Origin of the sequence: Streptomyces sp. NPDC020747 (assembly GCF_044334695.1) — a bacterium.
Lineage (GTDB): Bacteria > Actinomycetota > Actinomycetes > Streptomycetales > Streptomycetaceae > Streptomyces.
The window spans coordinates 1-19,279 of sequence record NZ_JBIRTJ010000012.1; the positions used below are offsets into that span (position 1 = coordinate 1).

General features: G+C 67.1%; 16 protein-coding genes and 2 pseudogenes. 10 read left to right on the plus strand and 8 right to left on the minus strand.

Translation table 11 applies throughout. The annotated features are described in order from the left end of the window. Nucleotides 1-107 precede the first annotated feature (107 nt). From ACH4YP_RS28865 to ACH4YP_RS28875, 3 genes and pseudogenes are all read left to right on the plus strand, one after another. Nucleotides 108-299: pseudogene (locus ACH4YP_RS28865) on the plus strand (ketoacyl-ACP synthase III); the annotation flags it as partial. Continuing rightward, nucleotides 300-770: a 3-oxoacyl-ACP synthase III family protein gene (locus ACH4YP_RS28870; protein ID WP_398493806.1), complete on the plus strand. Its 471-nt coding sequence runs from the start codon at nucleotides 300-302 to the stop codon at nucleotides 768-770. Nucleotides 771-801: 31 nt separating this feature from the next. Continuing rightward, nucleotides 802-1,539, plus strand: a complete 738-nt coding sequence (locus ACH4YP_RS28875) for an SDR family oxidoreductase (RefSeq protein WP_398493424.1) — start codon at nucleotides 802-804, stop codon at nucleotides 1,537-1,539. 50 nt (nucleotides 1,540-1,589) lie between these two features. Here ACH4YP_RS28875 and ACH4YP_RS28880 read toward each other — a convergent pair whose 3' ends face one another. Further along, a complete protein-coding gene (locus ACH4YP_RS28880) occupies nucleotides 1,590-3,158 on the minus strand; it encodes an MFS transporter (protein WP_398493426.1) in 1,569 nt (522 codons plus the stop codon). Between the two features lie 147 nt (nucleotides 3,159-3,305). On the opposite strand from ACH4YP_RS28880, the gene ACH4YP_RS28885 reads away from it, so the two are divergent. Beyond that, complete coding sequence (locus tag ACH4YP_RS28885) at nucleotides 3,306-3,752, plus strand: nuclear transport factor 2 family protein (RefSeq protein WP_398493428.1); 447 nt, start codon at nucleotides 3,306-3,308, stop codon at nucleotides 3,750-3,752. A gap of 57 nt (nucleotides 3,753-3,809) precedes the next feature. On the opposite strand, the gene ACH4YP_RS28890 is transcribed toward ACH4YP_RS28885, so the two are convergent. Continuing rightward, nucleotides 3,810-4,463, minus strand: a complete 654-nt coding sequence (locus ACH4YP_RS28890; protein ID WP_398493429.1) for a TetR/AcrR family transcriptional regulator — start codon at nucleotides 4,461-4,463, stop codon at nucleotides 3,810-3,812. A gap of 213 nt (nucleotides 4,464-4,676) precedes the next feature. Between ACH4YP_RS28890 and ACH4YP_RS28895 the strand changes: the two genes are divergently transcribed. Together ACH4YP_RS28895 and ACH4YP_RS28900 are read left to right on the plus strand one after the other, a co-directional pair. Beyond that, nucleotides 4,677-6,170 carry an MFS transporter gene (locus tag ACH4YP_RS28895; RefSeq protein ID WP_398493431.1) on the plus strand — a complete coding sequence of 498 codons (1,494 nt, stop codon included), beginning with the start codon at nucleotides 4,677-4,679 and terminating at the stop codon, nucleotides 6,168-6,170. Between the two features lie 156 nt (nucleotides 6,171-6,326). After that, complete coding sequence (locus ACH4YP_RS28900; protein ID WP_398493433.1) at nucleotides 6,327-7,130, plus strand: response regulator transcription factor; 804 nt, start codon at nucleotides 6,327-6,329, stop codon at nucleotides 7,128-7,130. A 39-nt stretch (nucleotides 7,131-7,169) separates the two neighbouring features. Here ACH4YP_RS28900 and ACH4YP_RS28905 read toward each other — a convergent pair whose 3' ends face one another. Continuing rightward, nucleotides 7,170-7,634 (minus strand): serine hydrolase, encoded by a 465-nt coding sequence (locus ACH4YP_RS28905; protein WP_398493435.1) that lies wholly within the window; start codon nucleotides 7,632-7,634, stop codon nucleotides 7,170-7,172. Here ACH4YP_RS28905 and ACH4YP_RS28910 point away from each other — a divergent pair. Both ACH4YP_RS28910 and ACH4YP_RS28915 read left to right on the plus strand, forming a co-directional pair. Continuing rightward, a complete protein-coding gene (locus tag ACH4YP_RS28910) occupies nucleotides 7,564-7,827 on the plus strand; it encodes a hypothetical protein (protein ID WP_398493841.1) in 264 nt (87 codons plus the stop codon). The genes ACH4YP_RS28905 and ACH4YP_RS28910 overlap by 71 nt on opposite strands. A 247-nt stretch (nucleotides 7,828-8,074) precedes the next feature. After that, nucleotides 8,075-8,563: a hypothetical protein gene (locus ACH4YP_RS28915; protein ID WP_398493437.1), complete on the plus strand. Its 489-nt coding sequence runs from the start codon at nucleotides 8,075-8,077 to the stop codon at nucleotides 8,561-8,563. A gap of 163 nt (nucleotides 8,564-8,726) precedes the next feature. Here the strand turns inward: ACH4YP_RS28915 and ACH4YP_RS28920 are convergent, their stop codons facing one another. From ACH4YP_RS28920 to ACH4YP_RS28930, 3 genes are all read right to left on the minus strand, one after another. Further along, complete coding sequence (locus ACH4YP_RS28920; protein ID WP_398493439.1) at nucleotides 8,727-10,400, minus strand: hypothetical protein; 1,674 nt, start codon at nucleotides 10,398-10,400, stop codon at nucleotides 8,727-8,729. 63 nt (nucleotides 10,401-10,463) lie between these two features. Beyond that, a protein-coding gene (locus tag ACH4YP_RS28925) for an IS5 family transposase (protein ID WP_398493807.1) occupies nucleotides 10,464-11,404 on the minus strand; the annotation gives its coding sequence in 2 pieces (ribosomal slippage) (nucleotides 10,464-11,011 and nucleotides 11,011-11,404; 942 coding nt in all). 207 nt (nucleotides 11,405-11,611) lie between these two features. Further along, entirely contained in the window at nucleotides 11,612-13,915 is a 2,304-nt protein-coding gene (locus ACH4YP_RS28930; protein ID WP_398493809.1) for a M4 family metallopeptidase, read from the minus strand. 402 nt (nucleotides 13,916-14,317) lie between these two features. On the opposite strand from ACH4YP_RS28930, the gene ACH4YP_RS28935 reads away from it, so the two are divergent. Next, nucleotides 14,318-15,235, plus strand: a complete 918-nt coding sequence (locus tag ACH4YP_RS28935) for an aromatic amino acid lyase (RefSeq protein ID WP_398493811.1) — start codon at nucleotides 14,318-14,320, stop codon at nucleotides 15,233-15,235. 42 nt (nucleotides 15,236-15,277) lie between these two features. Here the strand turns inward: ACH4YP_RS28935 and ACH4YP_RS28940 are convergent, their stop codons facing one another. Next, the gene (locus tag ACH4YP_RS28940; protein WP_398493441.1) at nucleotides 15,278-15,616 is read right to left on the minus strand and encodes a winged helix-turn-helix transcriptional regulator; all 339 of its coding nucleotides are present in this window, start codon (nucleotides 15,614-15,616) and stop codon (nucleotides 15,278-15,280) included. Nucleotides 15,617-15,743: 127 nt separating this feature from the next. On the opposite strand from ACH4YP_RS28940, the gene ACH4YP_RS28945 reads away from it, so the two are divergent. Beyond that, the gene (locus ACH4YP_RS28945; protein ID WP_361066373.1) at nucleotides 15,744-16,508 is read left to right on the plus strand and encodes an SDR family oxidoreductase; all 765 of its coding nucleotides are present in this window, start codon (nucleotides 15,744-15,746) and stop codon (nucleotides 16,506-16,508) included. A gap of 758 nt (nucleotides 16,509-17,266) precedes the next feature. Here ACH4YP_RS28945 and ACH4YP_RS28950 read toward each other — a convergent pair. After that, nucleotides 17,267-19,050, minus strand: a pseudogene (locus ACH4YP_RS28950) (reverse transcriptase domain-containing protein). Between the last annotated feature and the right edge of the window lie 229 nt (nucleotides 19,051-19,279).

A 19,279-nucleotide genomic window follows, 5' to 3' on the forward strand; every position in this document is an offset into this window, starting at 1 on the left:
CCTCCGCCACACCGGCCGCGACTACCACCGGCCCCTACGAGCCCTCGGCCTCACCTGACGAACCCAGACAGATCCCGATCATGCAATGACCCTGGTGTCCGGGAGCAGTATTCGCACTCGATGTCGGTGCGAAGTACGTCTCCTCCGGAGACTATCCACGCGTTGCCGTAGTACTCACGGATGTGGGATCGAAGCTCTTCGACCCGGAGGACCGCACGGTCGGTGTCATCTTCGGCGACGCGGCGGCCTGCTACATCCTGGAGCCGACGCTCCCAGGAAAGGGTATAGGAGACGTCCTCCTGCGCAGCGACCCCGATCACTACTCGTCGGTGTACGCAGCTCGCGAGTTACGCGCGGACCGGCACGGGCTGCCTAAGAAGTCCGCGTTCGGGGACAACTTCACGACCATGCGGGGAAACGAGATCAAGGAGTTCGTCCTCGGCGTCATACCTGACTTCATCCGAGAGTTCGTACTGAAGGCCGGTCTGGAACTGGACGACATCGACTTCTTCGCCCTGCACCAAGCCAACCGAAATCTGGTGCACGGAATCGTTGACGCGCTCGGCCAACCGCGCAACAAGACACTGACGAACATCGAGCGCATCGGCAACACCTCCGGTGCGTCCGTTCCTCTCGTCCTGCGGGAGGCGGTCGACTCGGGCCGGCTGCGCCCAGGCCAGCTCGCGCTGCTGACTGCGTTCGGCGGCGGACTCAACTACGGAGCCGCCCTGGTCCGTTGGTGTGGGCCCGAAGACTTCGTCATCCAATGAACGTGATCCTCACCTGGCAAGGAGACAACTCTTGCACGTCACCTATGACTTCACCGGACGGACGGTGGTCATCACCGGCGCCGGCCGTGGCATCGGCCTGGCGGCGGCCAGGTTCTTCCACAGCGCGGGAGCCGTTGTATGGCTCGTCGGCCGTGACGCGGCCCGGCTCAAGGAAGCGGCCGACAGCCTGGACGGTGCCCGTTTCGCGGAAGTCGACGTCACTCGCACACAGGAAGTCGACACTGTCGTGTCGGATGTCATCTCGGACACCGGCCGGATCGACATCCTGATCAACAATGCAGGAATTCTCCGGGACAGGATGATCTGGAACCTTACCGACGAGGACTGGGACTCGGTGCTTGCAGTGCACCTCGGAGGTCCCTTCCGCTTCATTCGTGCCAGCGTTCCGCACTTCCGTCGGCAAGGCTGGGGCCGTGTGGTGAACGTGACGTCGTACGCCGGCATGCACGGCAACGTCGGTCAGACGGCCTACTCCGCCGCGAAGTCGGGGATCATCGGTCTCACCAAGACGGCGGCGAAGGAGCTCGTGCGATTCGGTGTCACCGTCAATGCGATATCCCCCGTGGCCGAAACCCGAATGATCACGGCCCTGCCCGATGAGCAACGCGAACGACTCCAGGACATCATTCCAGCGGGATACTTCGCTCCCGCAGCCGAAATATCCTGGGCCTTGGCGTATCTCGCGTCCGATCAGGCCGGCTACGTGACAGGCACTGTGCTCCCTGTCGACGGCGGGATGTCGATCTGACTCCGGATCCTGGCCGCCGACGGGGTAGGGCCACTATCGAACGCTGTCGGTCAGCCGGGCTGCTTCTCCTGGAGGCGAATACTCTCCGCCCTGCCGGGAGCAAGGAGCAGGACGGCCACCGCACCGACCGCCACGAACGCCGCGGCAACGAGCATCGCCCGATCCAGTCCGTCGGCAAAGGCAAAGCCGGCCGCGTCAGCCACCCGGGCGCCGGCACTTCCGCCGATCCGGTCTGCGATGGCCAGCGCGGCATCAATGGAGTTACGCACCACCGCCAGCGACTCCGGAGGGATCGAGTCGCTGCGTTCACCGACACCGGAACGGTAACCACTGTTGAAAGCACTGCCGAGGATTGCGATGCCCAATGCTCCGCCCACCTCGCGGGTGACATCGTTCACAGCGGACGCCACGCCCTGCTTCGAGGCCGGAAGGGAGGCGACGATCGAGTCGGTGGCCGGGGCCAGACACATGGCGATCCCCGCACCGACGACCGACGTGCCCAACAGCACGGGAAGGTAAGTGGAGTCCTTGTCCAGAGTGGCCAGAACTCCCATACCCCCGGCCATGATCGTCATGGCCACCGTCATCACGACCCGCAGGCCCAAGCGCCGTACGAGAACGGGAGCCGCGGGCGAGACCACAGCGACAGCGACGGTCATGGGCATCAGAGCAAGGCCCGCGACCAGCGGCGAATAGCCCTTGATCCACTGCAGGTACTGCAGCATCACAAAGAAGAGGCCGAAGATCGCCACGCTCGCCATGACGATCACGACCGAACCGGCGGCGAAGGCACCGATACGGAAGAACCGGGGGTCGAGCAACGGATGTTCGACACGCAGCTCCCACAGCACGAAGGCCAACAGAGCCCCCGCACCACCGACTGCCACCACCACGACAGCGAAATCGGTCCAGCCGCGCTCGGGTCCTTCGATGATCGCGTACACGATGGCCACGAGCCCGACGACCGACAGCAGTGCGCCGACCACGTCCACGGGGGTCTCGTCCGGATCCTTCGAGGTCGGAACGACCGCGAGAACGAGCACCCCGGACACGACCGCAAGTCCGGCGCTCACCGCGAACGTCGACCTCCAGGAAAACGCCTCCAGCAAAGCGCCGGAGATCAACAGACCCATCAACGCGCCGCCTGCGGCCACCGCCGACCAGATCGCCACGGCCCCCGCCCGCTCTTCCGACGGAAAGATGGTGGTGACGATCGAGAGCGTCATCGGCATGATCATGGCCGATCCCACACCGGCCACCACCCGTAAGAGGATGAGCACGCTCGGATCGTCCACCCACATCGCCGCCGCCGACGCCGCTCCGAAGACGAGCACACCGGCCAGCAGCATGCCCTTGCGCCCGTATCGGTCACCCAGGGCTCCGGCGGGCAGCAGGAATCCGGCGAAGACGAGACCGTAGGAATTCATGATCCACAGCAGCTCGGCCTGACTGGCTCCGGTGTCTCCGGCAATGCCCGGCAGCGCCACGGTGAGACCGACGACCATGCTGACGATCATCATCAGGGCCACACACATGACGGCCAGAACAAGCCGCCGTCGCGCCAGTCCGGGCGGCGCGCTCGCCACGGGAGACGGAGTCGTCCCCTGCGCTTTCTCCATGTTTCGCTCCTTGCGCGGCCATGCCCGAGTGAGGCGGAGGCCCGCCGATGTAAACGATTGATTCAAACGCTCGCTTGAACTACCGTACGGGAGGCGCCCCGAGCGCCGCAACCAGGTGCACAGCACCAACGACCACGGGAGGTAACCGTGTTGACTCCGCAGGGCAGCACCGAGAAGAACAAGGAAACGGTTCGCGCTTTCATCGACGCGCTCAATCGCCAGGACCTCTCCGGCCTGGATGCGCTCCTCGCGGATGACGCGACATGGACGGTGTGTGCACGCGATATTCCGGGAGCCGGCTCACACGAGAAGAAGGTGGTCCTGGAGCGGATTCTCCCGACAATGCTCGCGATCTTCGAAGCGGGTGAGCCTCGGACAGAGATCACCCGCATGGTCGCCGAAGGCGATGTCGTCTGCGCGGAGGCTGTCAGCCATGGCCGGTTGCTCCACGGCGCGGTCTACAACAACCAGTACTCGCACGTCTACGAGGTCCGGGGGGACCGCATAACGTCCATCAGGGAGTACACGGATACCGACTACGCGGCGAAAATCATGGCCGGAGCAGTCGAAGCAGGCCATTCGCTCGACCTCTGACGAAAATCGGGCGCGGCACGACAGGGCGCGGTGGCAACACGCTGAGCCCGTACCGCTTTACGCGCCCTGGAAGACTGCCAGCACAGCGTCCACGAGTCGCTCCGTTTCCTTGTCCGACTCCGTCGGCTCGGGGGCGGACCTCGCGGCAACACCGTGCGGAGCGAGGTCGGCGAGGGCACCTGCCTGATGCAGGGCGAGGAGGCCGACCATGACGCGGTAGCGGAAGGTCACCTCGTCCGGCGACAACGCGGGCAGGACTCGGATCAACTCCTCCAGATAGCGGCCTTCCACCGTTTCGACTTCCTGGGCGAACAAGTGACGGATCTCCGGGTCCGGTTCCACCATCACCCGGCCGAGGAGGCGTACGACAGCCGGCGTTCCGTCCTTCCGCTGCCGCGTCAGGTTCGCACCCGTACGAACGAAGGCACCGACGAGGTCGGCCACTTCGGGCTTGGCTTCGCCGGCGAGGAAGTCGTCCAGCAGGCGCTGCCGCTCCTCGTTGACCGGCCGCATGGCCCGTCCGACCACCGCACGCAGCAGTCCTTCCTTCGACCCGAAGTGGTAATTGACCGCAGCCACGTTGGCGCCGGCGGCTTCGGTCACCGCGCGAGTCGAGGTCGCCGCGTAACCACGCTCGCCGAACAGCTGCTCGGCGACATCGAGAATCCGGTGTTTGGTACCCGAGGGCGTGGACGCGTCCTTCTCAGCCATGCCCTCAATCTAAAACGATCGCTTGAAACGAGCAAGGCCGACCTCACCCAGGGGGCACAACACCATGCGCAACGGCGAGCGGTCGCGGATGCCGACGAGCAGGACGGCATCAACCCGGTACGACGGCCAGAGAAATCTTTACATCACTGTTCACTTTAGGAGTCGACCTCGCTACGGTAACCCTTACAGCACTGTTAGAGATCAGGAGCACCGGTGACCCAGGAGAGCCCACCCCACGGCCCCGCCCATCCAGGAGCACAGCACCATGAGCACGAAATCCGCCCGCCTGTCCCGCACCGCTGGGCGACGCTGGCGCTGCTGTGCATGGCTCAGTTCCTGCTCATCGTGGACGTCACCGTCATCAACGTCGCCCTGCCCACGGTCGGCGACGAACTCGCCCTGACCGCTGGCCAACTGACCTGGGCGGTGACGGCGTACACCCTGTGCTTCGGCAGTCTGCTGCTGCTCGGCGGCCGCGCCGGTGACACCGTGGGCCGCAAACGGATGTTCCTCGCCGGACTGCTCGTCTTCACCGCTGCGTCCCTGGCGTCCGGTCTGGCCGAGGACGGCGGAACCCTGATCGCCGCCCGCGCCGCTCAGGGTGTGGGCGCAGCCATGCTGTCGCCCGCCGCGATGGCGATCATCACGTCGATGTTCCATGGTGCCGAGCGCAATCGTGCGCTCGGCGTGTGGGCAGCCATCGGAGGCAGCGGTGCCGCATTCGGAGTACTGCTCGGAGGTCTGCTGACCACCAGCCTGGGCTGGGAGTGGGTGTTCTTCATCAACGTCCCGATCGGGGCGGCGGTCTTCGTCTGTGTCGCCATCGTGCTCAAGGAGAACGCGGAGCGCTCCGGGGGCCACCGTCAGGACTCCCCCGGAGGCATCGACCTGGCCGGCGCAGTCACCATGACGGCCGCGCCCGGTCTGCTGATCTATGGACTCGTCCAGGCCCGCGATCACGGCTTCGGCTCGGCCTCAAGCCTGCTGCCCCTGGCGGGCGCGGTGGTCTGTGCGGGGGTGTTCGTAGCGGTGGAGAAGTCGGTCCGCGCACCACTCGTCCGGCTCTCCGTGCTGACGCGCCGCAACCTGGTCGGCGGCAGCGTGGTCATGCTCGCCGCGTCAGGCGTACTGATCTCCATGTTCTTCCTCTGCTCGCTCTACCTGCAGCACGTCCTGAGGCTGAGTGCCCTCAAGACCGGACTGGTCTTCCTTCCGGTAGCGGTCGCCATCACGCTCGCCGCACACCTGAGTTCGCAGGCGATCGGTAGGTTCGGCTGGCGCCCCGTGGCGACCACCGGATTCGTACTCGGCACCGCGGGGAGCCTGCTGCTGTCACGGGTCGAGGAGAGCGGGAGCGCATGGACCCAGGTGCTCCCCGGCTTCCTGCTCGTCGCGATCGGCCTGGGCGCCGGGTTCGTGTCCGCCACCACCAGCGCGATGAGTGACCTGCCGCACGAGGACATGGGGCTCGCCTCGGGCCTGGTGAACACCTGTCACGAGATGGGCGCCGCCCTGGGCGTGGCCGTAGTGGCCGCGGTCGCGGGCGCGAGTCTGGAAACCGGAGGGAATTCGGCCCCGTCGGTGAACGGTTTCGGCAGCGCGTTCCTGGCCTGCGCGGTGATCTCACTGGGCGCCGCTGTCGCCGGCGCGCTGCTACTCCCGCGTGGGCGCCCCGACCCGTCACAAGGACCGGTCTTCGCGCACTGACCCGGGACTGCCTGCCATCTGGCGCTCCAGGTCAAGCGGCGTTCATCAGACGCCCACGCAACGCCCGCCACCCGGCCGTTTCCCCCGAGGCGGCCGGGTGGCGGGTCGCTTCAAACTGCTTGACTATGTAAATACGGCGATCGATAGTACTTTCCGATGACAAGCATTGTTCGTTGTCTATCGGGAGGGGCATCGTCGTGGGGGAAGACCGTTCCTGTTGTCGTCAGGCACAGTGCTTATGACTGCGGCCACGGGGGGGGCCGCAACACAACGTCCGAACAGTACGGCCCACCAGCGAAGAACCGCTCGGACGGCCACATCCTTCTGATCGATCCCGACCCCACCTCCCGGATCCTGATCCGACAGGCCCTGGAGGAATCCAGCCCATCCGCACCAGTGACATCGGTCGCTACCTCGGCGAGCATTCCCGTCGGCGGTCTGGGTGCCCCGCTGACCCTGGTCGTCTCCTCCGAGGTCAACCATCACGATGTAGCGCCCCTCGTGGACTTGCTGACCCGGCATGACACGCATGTCGTCATGATCCTGCGCATGCAGACCCGCGAACGATTCGAGGATCTGCTGGGCTTTCCCCTGGACGCCGTCGTGCACAGCGAGGATCTTCGCGGCCCGGCGGTGGCCGAAGCCCTGGCTCACCGAGCCGACGAGACGGTCGCGGTCTCCCGGCACGCCGTTCGCCAACTGCTCCACCTGGCCGGCAACTCGGCCGCCTCGGAAATCTCCGCGCCTTCGCTCACCGCGCGGGAGGTGGAAACACTGAGCGGCATGGCGGCGGGCATGAGCAACCGTCAGATCGCTCGCGACATGGGCATATCGGAGCACGGGGTCAAACGCCACGTCGCTCACATCTTCGCCAAGCTGAACTGCCGTAACCGCACGACCGCCGTGGCCGTGGCCCTCCGGACAGGTCTGGTGCCGCATCGACCCACACAAAGTCGGTGATGCCCAGGCTGGTCAGGTCTCCGCTCTGCTCGGGGCTGCTCAGTCCTCGCCCACGACGGTCAGGTCGTCGTCCAAGGCCGCGGCGATCTGGGCAGCCCTGGAGTGGTCGTCCAAGCGGCGCGTCAGATAGGCGCAGCCATGTTGGTGTCGGCTCGACCACCAGGCCGCCGAGCCTCCCATCCCGCCCTTGGCGATCTTTCCCTTGTCGCGTACGAAGCCCAGCGTCCAGGTGATCCCAGTGCCGAACACCTCATCGTGATCGGTGACTTGGGAGGTGAGGAGCTCGGTGTGCAGCTGCGGCCCCAGCAGTTCTCGTACGGGTCCGTCCTCGCTGGTGAGTCGGGAGAAGAACGCCGCCATCGCGGTTGCGGTGGTGTGCAGGTTGACTGCTCCGAAGACCGACTGTCGCCAGGCCCGGGAGTTGGCGCGCCCCGTGTCCAGAACACAGCAGGTGCGCTGGCGGCACGCCGCCAGGGACAACCGGCTGCAGGATCTCCGGAACATGTACGCGGACTGCCTCGTTGCCTTTCAAAGGGCGGACGAGGACATGCGGTTGGCCGCCGATGAGGACGATGCGAATCCGCAGGCAAAAGCGGCCAGGATTCGGCAGGTGTTCCGGGAGTCGGGTTGTGATGAAGCACGGGAACGGCTGATCCTCACCGCAACCGACGAGGTGGCATCGGCGATCGACGCGTAGTTCATCTCGCTTCGAAAGATCCGCGAGGTATTCGCCGCCGGCTCCACCGTGCCGTCCCCCGACTACACGGCCGCCAGGCAGGAGCACAAAGTGGCAACCGAAGCGGCTCGCACCGTCCTACGCCATGACCTCAGCGCCCTGGACATCTGACCTGGTGTTTCCGCCTGCGGCTGCGTCCGGTTCCAGGGGTCGGGGCTGGAGGAAAACGGGGTGCGGTGATGCCGGCCCGGCAACTAGCGTGCCTGCCATGCGCATCGTCTTCACCAAGGGCCCAAGTACGAGCTACGGCATCGCGGTGCACCGCGAGACCGGCGCGGCGCTGGCCCCGCGCAACGGCCCCGGCGGACATCCGTACCTGCCGCACGACCTGGTGCACTTCCTGGTCGAGGCGGAGGCGGGGATCAAGCTCGGGGTGTACGGGCGACTGGCCGCCGGTGACAACGGCCTCTTCTGGCCCGCGGACCCCGCCGAAAGGAACAGGGCCTCACGCCGCCGCAAGTCGAAGCCGGTGAAGGCGTCCCCGCAGGCGCGGGCGGACATGGCGCGCTCGGAGGAGTTGGCGGGCATCGCGGTGCCGGTCTGGGAGGTACGCCGCGGCCACGCGAAGTCCCTCCCGGCCTACCTTCGCGCTCACGAGGTCCCCCCGGTCGTCGACCACATCGTGGCCCGCCTCGACGAGTACGCGGACCGCTGGCACGCCCTGCCGGTGGGCGGCTCCCTGGAACTCACCTGGTAGGCCCGGGCCGACCCACGCTGCCGGGCGAGGCACCACAGGGACCTGTCCGGATGTCGAACCGCCTACGGATTCGCGCCGTCCATGCCGTGACACGCACGCGCACACGCCCGTTCGTACGGATGGGCGGCGTGGCCGATTGCCGAGCGTTCGGTTCGGAGGACCCTCAGCAACACCCCTTGTCCGCACCGCCGTTGACCGCGTCGAGGCGGCAGAAGCAGGACGCCTCGACCGGTACGTCCGCGAGCGCCGTGGCGATCTTCAGTTGCTGGGCCACGATCTGGGCCTCCCCCGCCTTGCCGAGGCGGACGAGGCATTCGTGGAAGCCGTGTAGGGCCCAGACGTTGCCGGGGTGTTGCAGGGCGCGCGGGAGCGTGTCGTCCAGGCCCAGGTCGGCCCGGTAGACGGCTTCGGCCTCCGCGACGCGGCCCTGTTCGAGGAGCAGGGCGCCGTACGCGTGGCGGGTGGGCTGCATCCAGCCCCACGGTTCGTCGTAGGGGAGGTTGTCGTCCAGTTCGATGGACCGTTCCAGGGCGGCGAAGGCGGCTTCGTGGTTGCCCTTGCGGTACTCAAGTTCGCCGTCGAGCATCGCCGACGCGATCGCGAGGATGTCGGCGCAGGTGTTGTTGAACAGCATGCGCGTCTCAGGTACCCGGGTGACCGCCGCGCGGAACAGTTCGCGTTCGGTCTCGGCCGCGGTGACCCGGCCGGTGGCGGAGAACGCGACTCCGCGGGCGTAGTGGAGCATCGCGGTCGTCGCGCAGTACAGCTTCGGGTCGGCGGGCAGCGGCAGTTCCACGATGTCGGACCAGCGGCCGAACCGGATCAGCGCATGGACCCGCATGGCGAGGAAGGCTTCCAGCCAGTCCGCCATGGGCGGGCTCTGCACCCGCAGCAGGTCCTCCGGGATGGAGGCTTCGAGCTGGGCGGCGGTCTCCAGGGCGGTCTTCGACTGGCCGAGGAACATCGCGCCGTAGATCTTGAAGTGGTAGTTGTGCGAGCGGTACAGCGTGTAGAAGTTCATCGCTCCGGCCCGCGCGCGGTACTTCTCGTCGGCGGCGATCGCCGTGCTGTTGTCGGACACCACGCGCCGGTAGTCGCCGCAGAGCACGTCCAGGTGTGTGGGCATGTGCTGCAGGTGACCGGCGTCGGGTACCAGGCCGCGCAGCCGGTCCGCGACGGGCAGCGCGGTCTCGGGGGCCGAGGACATCTCCATCAGGTGGATGTACATGTGCAGGATGCCCGGGTGTCGCGCCCCGGCCTCGGTGGCGATCGCCCGTTCCAGGACCGCCTTCGCGTCGAGGGTGCGCGCGCCCTCGGCCGGTTCGCCGGTGCGCAGGTCCCACAGCTGCCACGGGGTGAGGTTCATCAGCGCGTCGGCGTAGAGCGTGGCGATGTCGAGGTCGTCGGGGGCGAGTTCGTACACGGCGCGCATGCTGTCGGCGTAGGGCTCGTTCCACACCGAACAGTCCTCGACCGCCTCCGCCTGCGGATAGCGGGCCCGCAGCGCGCCGATCAGTGCCTGTTCGACGGAGGTGGCGCCGGCTGCCTTCTGCTGTGCGAGCTCGACGGCGGCGTGGGTGCGGTCGACGGTACGGGCCAGATCCTCGCCGTCGAAGAACTCCCAGGGCTTGTTGTAGTTGGGGCCCAGGGCGTAGGCGATGCCCCAGTGGGCCATGGCGCAGTCGGGATCCGCCGCCACGGCCGCCTCGAAGCAGGAGACGGCCTCCTCGTGGTGGAAGGCGTACGACCAGACCAGGCCGCGGTCGAACCACTTCTGGGCCTCGGGGGACGTTGTCGTCACGGGCCGGTTGTGGGTGCCGAGATCGTAGTAGTCCATCGGTCCGCCTTTCCTGTACTGCCTCCGTGGCCGAAGCCGGGAGGGCCATCCCTACCACCGAGGCTAGGTCGTTTCTGATGGCTCTTGGACGGTGTCGCGGAGCCATATGACGATCGCGGTGACGGTGAGGGTGCCGTTGAAGATGTAGTCGCGCTTGTCGTACCGGGTGGCCACCGCGCGGAACTGTTTCCACTTGTTCACGCACCGCTCGACGGCGTTGCGGCGGCTGTACTGGGTTTTGTCGAAGGTCGGGGGTCGGCCGCCCAAGCGTCCGCGGTGCTTGCGGTGGGCGCGCTGGTCGTCGGGCTGCGCGATGGTGGCTTTGATCCCGCGCCGTCGCAGGTAGGCGCGGTTGTCGCGACTGGAGTACGCCTTGTCTCCGCGCACCCGGTCCGGCCGGCTGCGCGGGCGGCCCGGTCCGCGGCGCCGGACGCGTAAGCCGTCCAGCACCGGGGCGAACATCGGACTGTCACCTCGCTGCCCGGGCGACGTCAGCCAGTGCAGCGGGCGGGCCCGGTCGTCGGACAGCAGATGGACCTTGCTGGTCAGCCCGCCCCGCGAGCGCCCCAACGCCTCGCGCCCATCGGCCTCCTCACGCGCCCCGCCCCCTTTTGCGGGTAGTCGGCCGCAGACTTGCGGGGCGCCCCGGCCGCATGCTGATGCGCCCGGCAGGAAGTCGAGTCGATGTTCACGGCCCACTCCTGCCCGGACACCTGGCGGGCAAGCGCCCCGTCCGGGTCACCGGCATCCGCCTCGATCTGCAACTCCTCAAGGACGGCCTCCCAGGTGCCGTCCGCCGACCAGCGGCGATGCCGCTCGTAGACGGTCTGCCAAGGACCGTACCGTTCCGGCAGATCAGGCCAGGGCACCCCGGTCCGGGCCCGAAACAGCACCCCGTTGATCACCCTGCGGTGATCCGCCCACTGCCCACCCGGCCTGCCGTTGCCGGGCAGGAGGGGTTCGATCTTCTGCCACTGCGCGTCCGTGAGCTCGTGTCGCCGCACCATACGAGCGTCCTGCCCGGCAACCGCCGAGATCCACCCAGCCCACCAAGAGCCATCAGAAACGACCTAGAGGCGATCCCGGACCCGCCACAGCGCTACGGGCGACCGGAACGTACGGCTGGACCGGAACGTACGGCTGAGAGGTACGACGCGAACGCCCGCCCGGACCATGGCGCGGTCCGGGCGGGCGTGAGAGCGGGTGGTGGGTCAGGGAGTGATCCTCCACTGCTGGATGTAGCCGACGTCGATCGAGGCCACGTCACGGACCCGCAGCTTCCAGGTGCCGTCGACGGGCTGCGCCGAGGCGTCCACGACGAAGGTCTGGTTCACGTTGTCGGCCGAGCCGCCGCTGCGGTTCAGCAGCGAGTACACGGTCCCGTTGGGTCCGACCAGATCGACCGTCAGGTCACCCCGGTAGGTGTGCACGATGTTGACGTACACCTCCGTGGTCGCCGAGGCGTTGCCCGGGCGGCCCGTGATGGTGATGGGCGACTCGACCGCGGCACCGACGTCGGGGATGTCGACCCGGGTCGAGTTGCCGTAGACGTACGCCACCCGCCACTCGAAGGTGTCCGACACGCTCGCACCCGTGCTGTCGGTCACCGTCACGGTGACGTCATTGGTGCCGGTCGTGGTCGGGACCCCGGAGATCAGCCCGCCCGCGCTCGCGGTCAGGCCGTCGGGCAGCCCGGTGACCTCGTAGGTCAGCGTCGCGTCCGCGTTGGTGGTGTAGGCGTCGATCTGCAGGGACACTTCCTGGCCGACACCGGAGGTCTGGTCGTCGATCGGGGAGACGTTGACGCCCAGTGCTATGCGGTCGCCGACGTTGATGCCCGCCCAGGCGGCGGCGACGGCGAGGTAGGTGTCGCTGTAGGCACCGAAGAGGTCACTCGCGGCTTGCAGGGTCGCGACCCTGGCGCCCGCGTAGTTGGTCGACGACGTCATGTACGTCGTCAGCGCCCGGTACCAGATCCGGGCCGCGTTCTCGACGCCGATGCCCGCGACCGGGACGCCGTCGGCGGTGGGGCTGTCGTAGTTCACGCCGTTGACGGTCTTCGCTCCGCTGCCCTCGGACAGCAGGTAGAAGAAGTGGTTCGCGGGACCGGAGGAGTAGTGGACGTCGATGCTGCCCAGCGAGGCGTCCCAGTTGTCACGGGACGAGCCGTCCTTGGAGGGCTTGTCCATGTACCGCAGCGGGGTGCCGTTGCCGTTGATGTCGATCTTCTCGCCGACCAGGTAGTCGGGGACGTCGGCGGTCAGACCGGCGTTGAACTCCACCGCCGCGGCGAAGATGTCGGAGGTCGCCTCGTTCAGGCCGCCCGACTCCCCCGAGTACGTCAGGTTGGCGGTGGCACTGGTGACTCCGTGGGTCATCTCGTGGGCCGCCACGTCCAGCGAGGTCAGCGGCTTGGCGTTGCCCGATCCGTCGCCGTACGTCATGCAGAAGCATGAGTCCTGCCAGAACGCGTTGACGTAGCTGTTGCCGTAGTGGGCGCGGCTGTAGGCGGCGACACCGTCGTTGCGGATGCCGTTGCGGCCGTAAACGTTCTTGTAGTAGTCCCACGTCGCGGCTGCCCCGAAGGCGACGTCCACACCGGCTGTCTGCCGGTTGCCCGGGGTGCCGTCACCCCAGACATCGTTGTCATCCGTGAAGAGTGTGCCGGTGCCGGAGGTGCCCTGGTTCAGGTCGTACGTGCGCTGCCCCGCGCGATCGCCGTCGACCATCTGGTACGACGAACCGGAGGCCGTGGTGCCGACCTGAACCGAGCCGTTGTACTGGCCCGTGCCCGTGCCGGTGTGCACGCTCTCGTACTTCGAGGCGACCTTGCCGGAGGCCGCGTCGGTGACGACGTGCAGTTCGCTGGGCGTCCCGTCCTCCTGGAACCCCTCGACCACGGATTCCCAGGCCAGGACCGGCTTGGACCCGCCGGCGGCCCAGACGACGAGCCGGGGCTTGCCTTCGACCTCGGACCGTTCCACGTCGGCCGCCTTGCCGATCGCGAGCGCCTTGGTGGCGGCGCCGGCCGCGGAGATCTTCGGCGTGGTGGTGGGCACCGCGATGGTGGCGCGGGTGGCCTTGGACGTGGTGGTCCGGCCGTTCTTCAGGTGCAGCACCAGGTCGCCGCCGAGGACCGGAAGTCCCGCGTAGGTGCGCTCGTAGCGGGTGTGGGTCGTGCCGTCGGCGTCCTTGATGACGTCCTTGACGACGAGCTTCTCCCGCGAGCCGAGGCCGAGTTGCTCGGCCGTGTCACCGGCGGTGGCGTTCGCGCTCTTGAGGAGCGAGGCGCGCTTGGCGGGTGACAGCTCGGTCTGCGCCGCACCGGCACGCGGCGTGGCGGTGATCTTCGCAGAACCGGGATCCGCGGGTGCGGCGGATACGGGTCCGGCCTGCACTCCGAGAACGAGCAGCGAGCTCGCGGTCGTGAGGGCCAGGGCCGCGGCGCGTCTGCGCCGGTGGGTGGAACGGTGATACCCGGACAATGTCTTCTCCTCCTGCGACAGCCGGCCCATGGTGAGGGCCGACGGCGAGCGGACCAGCTGGGTGCAGCCGGTCCGGAATGGGGGGTGGAGCGGGAAGAAGCGCCGCACCAGCCGACACACAGAGACATCCGAGGACGCCGCGGCGTTCGACCTGAGGGTGCGGGGATGTACGAGTGGGGGACGTGGGAGGTGTGAGAGGTGTGACGATGTGAACGAACAGTGAATGTTCCACAGCAGAGTGACACCACTCGCACAGGGTTGTCATGGAAGTGACAAGACAACGGCTTGAATTGACCATTGCTTGCTGTGAGTTCATCACCGCCGACGAACACTTTCAGCCGCCGCGTGCAGGCTGATCCGTTCGGCGCTGGGCGATCGCCGGCTCGACATTCGGCGCCGAAGCGTGTTCTCGGTCCTGATCTCGGTTTCGTGATGGGGCCCGCGTCAGTAGGTGGCCCGGCAGCAGACCGGTTGGCGCGCGCTGGAGGCGATGATCGCCGAAACCGGGCGTGTGGGAGCGGGTACGGCATCAATCTGAACAGTTCCGACATCGCGGCCCTCGCATACGGGGAGGTTCCTGTCCGGCTCGCCGACGAGGCGCGATCACGGGCCGCGCGATCCTTCGCACACGCGGTGCAGATCAGCGCCGAACGCATGGTGTGCGGCAGATCGACAGGTGTGGGCGCCAATCGCGACATCGCCATCGACGATGCGAACGCACATGCCCTGGCCCTCCTGCGCAGCCACGCCACATCCGCGGGACCGCTCCGGAGCCCGGAACGCATACGCGCGATGCTGGCCGTACGCCTCGATCAGCTCGCCGCCGGCGTCAGCGGGGCGGCGCCTGACCTCCTCGACGGGTTGGTGGTCATGCTCTCGGCCAACGCACTGCCGCCCGTACGCGAGGTGGGCAGCATCGGCACCGGTGGCCTTCCGGCGCTCGCGGTCACCGTCCTCGCGCTGCTCGGAGAGGTCCCCGCGTCAACGGCACTCTTGGCACCGGTCGCGTGCGGCCAGAAGGACGCCATGCCGGTCATCAACAGCAACGCCGCCGCGATCGGAGATGCTGCACTCGCCCATGTCTCGCTCGCTTCGCTGTCACGGTCCGCGATCACGCTGGCAGCGCTGACCTTCGCGGCGGTGGACGACAATCCCGAGGCGTTCGCCGAGGTCGTCGAGCGGGCGACGCCGTTCAGCGGGGCACGCGAGATGTATGGCCGACCACGATCTCACCGCCGACATCGCTTCGGCGGCACACCTGCTACCAAAGCTCGGCTCTGGCACAGATCTTGGGGAGTACCTGCGGAGAGTCACCGCAGTGTTCGATTGTGGACGTCCGGATTCGCGTGAGACCGCGTACCTCTTTCTCCTCGACGGCGTTCGACGGCGCGGTCACTTCTCGTGGCGGCCCGTGATCTCCGCTGCGTTGGCGCGGATCCATTGCAGCAGCGGGTCCAGCGCCGCCGCCGCGCTGCGGCCCAGGCTGGTGACCGAATACGTCACCGATGGCGGCTGTTCCGTGCCGACCTGGCGGTGTACCAGGCCGTCCTGCTGGAGCAAGCGGAGCGTGGCTGCGAGGCTCTTGTCGCTGATTCCCGCGACCACCGTGCGTAGCTCGTGATAGCGGAGCGGTTCGGCCAGCAGTGCCGTGAGGATCAGGATCGTCCACCGACCGGCGAGGTGCCCCAACACCTCGCGCGCCGGGCAGTCCTTGTGGAACACGTCACCCATCACACCTCTCCCGGGCTCCTGGACTGCGCGCTCACCGCCGGGTGAGCACCGCACCACGTGGTGAGCGCCTTCCGCCGCACCTGCGCTCTCCCTAGGTTAGCGACCTGCTCACGACCAAGGAGAAAGCATGCCACCGACCACACTCGTCACCGGCGCCGCCCGTGGCCTGGGGGCGGCCATCGCGCGGCAACTCGGAACGCGCGGCCACCACGTGATCGTCAACTACCGCACCGGTGCCGCCGACGCGGCCGAAATCGTGCGTGACATCGAGGCCACTGGCGGCAGCGCGTCGAGCGCCAGGGCCGACGTCACCGACCCGCCCGCCGTCGATGAGCTGGTGACCTGGATCCTCGCCACCCATGGGCGGATCGACACAGTCGTCGTCAACGCCAATACCGCTCCGCCGCCGTTCGCTGCGCTGACCGAGCTATCGTGGGCGGCCTTCGCGGCCAAGGTCACCGGCGAGCTTGCCGGTGCCTTCCACATCACCAAGCGCGTCCTCGCGCCGATGCGGGCGCAGGGAGCGGGTCGGATCATCTACATCGGCAGCACCGCTGCGGACTACGTCGGCGAAGGCCGGCTCGCGCATGGCACAGCGAAATCCGCGCTGGCCACCTTCGCCCGCCACGTCGCTGCAGAGAACGCACGCGACGGCGTCAGCGTGCTCGTCGTCGCCCCCGGGGCAGTCCGGACGCCGGCCACCGCAGAAGTCCTCACCAGCGAGCGCGGCGCCGTCCTGGCCCGCGAGTCCGTCCTGGGCCGGGTGCTTGAGCCCGAAGATGTCGCCGCCGCGGTGGCACTGGCTGCCGACCCCGCACTCAGCGCGGCGACCGGCACGACTCTGCGGGTCGACGGCGGCTGGTCGGTCCTCGTCGGCGGCCCGGCCAGCTGAGCTCTCACGCCTGGATCGAACGGCCCGGGTCCGTCGGCGATGTCGTTCACTGCACTCACCGCAGTTCCGGCCGCAGCTGATCCTCGGCATCACCGCACCAAAGCGCCCGACTCCGCCCCACCTCGCAAGACACGGACCAAGACAACTGGCTTTGTTCACGAGATCGAGGCCTTGGCACAAATCTTGAGGAGTAGCTGCGGAGAGTCACTGGAGCAGGATCATCTTGCGGAGCAGTTCGAATCCGGCCCGTCTGTAGAGCTGCCTCTTGATCTTCTTGATGCGGTTCACGGCGCCCTCGACGCTGCCGGAGCTCCAGTGGAGGGTGAGGCCCGGCGGTCACAGCGTCGAGGTCTCGGAGCAGGTGGAGCGCGAAGTTGGTGAGGCCGGGCAGTTGGCTGACGTCGACGGCGTCGATCCAGGCGGGGAGCGTGTGGCCGAGGCGGCTGGTGAGGATCTCGCCGAAGTCGCGGACATGCCCGGCCGCGGCATCCAGTTCGGGGCATCGGGCCAGGACGGACTTCAGCGCGGCTCGCTCTTCCTCGCTCAGGGTCGCGGGGTGACGGGTGAGCCAGCCGGTGACCTGCCGCACCGTCGGCGGCGCAGGAGGCGCTGTTGCCGCTGCGGCGCGCAGGGTGGCCGACGCCCTGCCACAAGGTACTGGTGGGCCGTCGGCGAGGTGCCTGCTGAGCAGGTCCTTTTCCAACGGCCCCCAGCCCAAACGACGCATGCGACTTTCACCGCACGTCGCTTTCCAGTGACTACTCCGTGAGTGCCGGGACGGGCTTCTTGCCGTGGATGTCCGCATGACAAGTTCCGCAGACCACAAGGGTTTTGCGGTGTCGTGCGGCCATGAGATCTGCCCACGGCGGCCGGTTGCCCGATCGTCCGAGGCCGGCGAGTTTGGCGACGTGGTGGACTTCCACCTCGTCGATCCGCCCGCAGGACTCGCACCGTCCGGCGAGGAGCCGGGTGACCAGTTCCTTGCGCTTGGTGTTGACCGGGGCCAGCCGACGGTCATTGATGACCGTCTTTTTGTCTCGTCGCAGCGGGATCCCACCGAACCGTCCGACCAGCGGCTTCCTGCCGGTGCGTTCGACGCGCGCCTCGAAGCACTTGCGTAGTCCGTGCGGGGTCTCGATGGTGGCCGCGTACTTGCGGGCCATCTTCGACACCGACGAGCGGTGCTTGTTGGCGAGCGTCATCAGCATCGAGGTCTCCATGACCCATTGAAGCCGGGCGAGTCGGAAGACGTCGCCGGCCAGCAGGTAGTACTGGACGATGCCGCGGTACTCCGACCCGAAGGTGCTGAGGATGATGTGGTCGTCCTGGTTCAGCAGTTCGGGCCGTCGCGCGGGTTTGCCGCGCTTCATGTACTGGGCTTGCTTGGCAGATACCACCGAACGAGGGACGCGCAATCTGATGACCCCATTGACGGAACGCCGTCCGCCGGTGATCTTGCGGTCGTTGTGGTGCACGGTGATCTCGTAGCCGAGGAACCTCGCCGCCTGGGTGCGGGCGTGCGTGATGAGGGTCTTCTCCGGCGACAGTTCCAACTTGAGTTCGTCACGCAGGAATTGCGCCAGTCGCTGTTTGATTTCCTCGGCCTCTGCCTTCGGTCCGGCGAACCCGAGCAGGGTGTCATCGCAATAGCGCACATACCGCAGCCGCCGGTAGCCAGGATCCTGAGTATCCATGCTGGGCATACTGCGGAGTTGCCTGCGCAGCTCCCGCACCTCGGTGTGGTTGCCGCGCTTGCGTGCGCGACCTACGGCCGCCCATACCCGATGAAAGGCGCGGTTCGGCTGTCTGACTCTTCCCCGGGTGTATTCCGGAATGAGAACTTTCTCAACGTACTCATCCATCTTGTGCAGGTAAATATTTGAGAGGATGGGTGAAACAACTCCGCCTAGCGGGCTTCCGCTGTGCGTGGCGTTCCAGATCCAGTCCTCCATGTATCCGGCTCTGAGCATGTTGCGCATCAGCCGCAGGAACCGATTGTCTTGGATCTTTTCACCCAGGATCCGGAGCATGACCGAATGGTCAAGGCGGTCGAAGCACTGGGCGATGTCGCCTTCGACAAACCAGACTGTTCCCGTCCAGGCATTGGTCACATCACGTAATGCGGTGTGGCAGCCCGGCGGGGACGGAAACCGTGTGTGGAGTTAGAAAACGTCGGCTCGTAATACGCCTCAAGCAGCAGGCGGATCACCTCGCCGACGAGTTTGTCACTCCAGGGAGGCAGGCCGAGCGGACGCAGCTTCGTGCTGCTCCGCCCCTTCGGGATGTAAACCCTGCGAGCTGGGCTCCACCGGTAGCGTTCGTGGCGCAGCGCGTCGATGACGTGCTCGATCTTGCCCAGCGACATGCCGTCCACGGTCTCCCCGTTGACCCCGGGCGTCATTGCTCCCTTGTTGGAGTACAGACGTCCGTAGGCCAGCAGATACAACTGCGGATTGAAGAGCTGTCGATACAGTTCATTGCACGGCAGGCCACGCCTGCCGCGTTCACGGAGGACACCCAGCACCGTTTCGGCGCTCTGCATTACGCATACCTCCCGAGTCTTGAGTGTCCGATCACCTGGCCCCCTTCGCCCTGTGCGGACGGCTTTCCCGTTCTCCTTGGCCGGTCGTGACTCCGGCGACTACTACGGGGCCTCCGTCGCCATAGGAAGATCTCCTCCCGTAGGCGATCCCATGTTCGTCCTTGTCGTACGTCCTAGCGTGATGTAGGTGCCCAACTCATCCCCTTGAATGCCCTCGTTGGGCATCGCT

Coding starts and splice junctions, on each gene's coding strand:
- ACH4YP_RS28880 (WP_398493426.1), bottom strand. CDS start 3,158: ATGGAGAAAGCGCAGGGGACGACTCCGTCTCCCGTGGCGAGCGCGCCG.
- ACH4YP_RS28890 (WP_398493429.1), bottom strand. CDS start 4,463: ATGGCTGAGAAGGACGCGTCCACGCCCTCGGGTACCAAACACCGGATT.
- ACH4YP_RS28900 (WP_398493433.1), top strand. CDS start 6,327: ATGACAAGCATTGTTCGTTGTCTATCGGGAGGGGCATCGTCGTGGGGG.
- ACH4YP_RS28905 (WP_398493435.1), bottom strand. CDS start 7,634: ATGTTCCGGAGATCCTGCAGCCGGTTGTCCCTGGCGGCGTGCCGCCAG.
- ACH4YP_RS28915 (WP_398493437.1), top strand. CDS start 8,075: ATGCGCATCGTCTTCACCAAGGGCCCAAGTACGAGCTACGGCATCGCG.
- ACH4YP_RS28920 (WP_398493439.1), bottom strand. CDS start 10,400: ATGGACTACTACGATCTCGGCACCCACAACCGGCCCGTGACGACAACG.
- ACH4YP_RS28930 (WP_398493809.1), bottom strand. CDS start 13,915: ATGGGCCGGCTGTCGCAGGAGGAGAAGACATTGTCCGGGTATCACCGT.
- ACH4YP_RS28935 (WP_398493811.1), top strand. CDS start 14,318: ATGGGGCCCGCGTCAGTAGGTGGCCCGGCAGCAGACCGGTTGGCGCGC.
- ACH4YP_RS28940 (WP_398493441.1), bottom strand. CDS start 15,616: ATGGGTGACGTGTTCCACAAGGACTGCCCGGCGCGCGAGGTGTTGGGG.
- ACH4YP_RS28945 (WP_361066373.1), top strand. CDS start 15,744: ATGCCACCGACCACACTCGTCACCGGCGCCGCCCGTGGCCTGGGGGCG.